This is a genomic window from Rhodospirillum sp. A1_3_36, from assembly GCF_047263945.1.
GTDB lineage: Bacteria > Pseudomonadota > Alphaproteobacteria > Rhodospirillales > Rhodospirillaceae > Rhodospirillum.
In genome coordinates this window covers 1-2,335 of sequence record NZ_JBLAVB010000075.1, presented here as the reverse complement: position 1 = coordinate 2,335, position 2,335 = coordinate 1, and the positions used below count along the sequence as shown (strand labels likewise).

2 protein-coding genes and 1 pseudogene are annotated in these 2,335 nt (G+C 54.2%); 1 reads left to right on the top strand and 2 read right to left on the bottom strand.

The window, feature by feature from the left end:
- Nucleotides 1-119: 119 nt before the first annotated feature.
- Nucleotides 120-373 (top strand): annotated as a pseudogene (locus ACLIRY_RS26950) (transposase).
- Nucleotides 374-427: 54 nt separating this feature from the next.
- Here ACLIRY_RS26950 and ACLIRY_RS26945 read toward each other — a convergent pair.
- Nucleotides 428-781: a hypothetical protein gene (locus ACLIRY_RS26945; protein ID WP_413208504.1), complete on the bottom strand. Its 354-nt coding sequence runs from the start codon at nt 779-781 to the stop codon at nt 428-430.
- Between the two features lie 7 nt (nt 782-788).
- The coding region (locus ACLIRY_RS26940) for a polymorphic toxin type 50 domain-containing protein (protein WP_413208503.1) at nt 789-2,335 on the bottom strand (1,547 nt) is incomplete at its 5' end.

Sequence of the window (2,335 nt, the reverse complement as noted above, 5' to 3'; positions counted from 1 at the left end):
GCCAGATAGACCTGGGGCACCAGAACGCTTTTGCCGTCGATCTGCTTGGTGACGTACCAGACAATGTCCGAGTTCAGCGCCGCCACCTGCTCCTTCGACAGCGCAATCCCCGGGGTCAGCTGCAGGCTGCCGACCTGGGTTGCGCCGTTGTCGATCAGTACTTGGTCCAGGTCAATGTCGAAATCGTCAAGCGCTCGGATAAAGCAGAGGGTTTCGAGGTTTTACCGAGGCGTTGGGTCGTCGAACGGACATTTCCTTGGTTAGGGGGTGCTGACGCCTCGCCAAGGACTGGGAATGCTACACCAAGAAGGGGCCCGCCTTCCTCAAACTGGCATCCATACGCATGATGATCAGAAGGCTCTGTAAAAAATAAAAATGTCTTCGGACGGACTCTCATAGGAGACGAAGGAGATGCATAATTCAGACATTAAATGTAGTTCGGCGCTTGAGACGGATTGTCCTGAATTTCATATTCGCGGCGCGCAAAGACCAATCCATCGAGACGATCAATATCCGACATCCGTTGATTTGAATAAATGCACTCTTCTGCAACAGACACTATCTCTGAGTCTGAACTGGTATTGCTCAAAACCTCGCTCACGACCATCGATAAGCTTTCGTAATCAAAATCGGATGGGTTCCTGTCGAGATAATATCGTACCTTCAATTCGTTCGTTTCAGAAAAAGCTACGGCAATAGCTCTGATCTGCGGATACACCTCAGAAATTAACGCACTCTGAAACGACAAACAAAGCCAGTCTGGTAGAGCTCTTTTCAACATTACCTCCCTAGAACTGATTTGGATTTGCGGGAATGATATGAACACCGTGTTTCCCTTGAACAAGCTGTCCGTACTGAGTTGGTCCAACAAGGGTTCCGTTATTCTTGAAGTCTCCAATAGGTGATCCAAAATCAACAATATATGAGGCTGTATTCCCTCTCGGTATTTTTCGAACGATTGGATACTGTCCACTATGGACGCCATCCAATAGCGTTTGCGGATCGGCCGTTAGAGTGCTTCTTGCCGGATCATAGTTATTCGTTCCAGGTATATGCTTGTCTTGCGCCCCTGGATGAATATTGGTTCTCAGATCATTAGGTACGGCTATTCTATTTGGCAGATCAACCTTTGGCAAGCCTCCGGTATGCCGTGCCTTTTCAATCACACTCTTTGCGGACTTCAGCAGATCCTGAGCGGCCTGCTTTCCACTGATCCCAAGTACCGCAATGATCGCGGAAGCGGTAGAGAGCGTGAGGCTTTCATCCCGGGTCAGGCTCTGATCCAGCCATTCGTACCCATCGGCGATCTTGTTCAGGCCCGTCTCGACCGCGCCACTTAAAAGCGTCTCCATGGCCAAGTCGACAAGCTTGTCAATGGCGGCTTTTCCCGCTGCAGCCAGGGGACCACTGGTCACAGTCAACGCCGTATAGACCATGCCATTAACAATATATTCGACGGTATCCCCATACTTGGCGATCAGGGCACTGGCCTCTGCCATCACTTGCCTGGCCATTGCAGCGGCGTTCTTCAGCGGGGACAGCGCTCCTGTTGGCGACGAAGCGCCTCCCGGAGGCAACAGAGTCTCTACTGTGATCGGGTTATAGCCAAAGCTCGGCATTCCATTGGCTTCGAAAATCGGATGCCCTTCGGCATCCCACATGACCCACCCTCCTTGGGCCATAACCGAAGACGCAGCCTGAATAAGAGCCTCATCGACACCAGCCGCCCGCATATACTCTAGAACTTGTGCGTTAGCTGATTGACGTGAGGTGAGTGCCGCCATTGTCTGGAAGTCCCATTCGACTTCTTCGACGGAAACGCCTGTGGCAGCGGCTATTTCTTCCGCCTGCTCACGCGTGATATTTACTTCAGCGCGTACTTGATTGGCGACCTTCGGCTCTCTTACGGATAGGGCCGTGATCACCTCGTCAATCGTGTCCCCTAGACCAGCGAAGTTCTCTCGGGTCGTGCCGAGCAACCAATCGAGATCCTTGCCACTGTTTTCGGCGACGTTTTGCGCGGCTGAGACGGCTTCGTCGGCGTTCTGGCCGGTCAAGGTTGCGCCAAGGGCTGCGGCCAGTTCGCCGATCTTGCCCATCCGCTGTTGGATGGCGAACCATTCCGCCGCCGTGTAGGCGCTCCGGTCCAGCGCGCCGAGGTAGGCATCCATGGCCATGGCCGAGAGCGCCGCCCCCAAAGCCCGCGACGTGCAGGACCCGCCCGCGATGGCTCCCGTCGCGCAGCCCACGGCGGCCTGGGCCACCTTGTCGCCGATATACCCCAGCGTCGTGTCCTGATAGCCGCTGACCAAGGCCCCCATTTCATAGGAGGCCA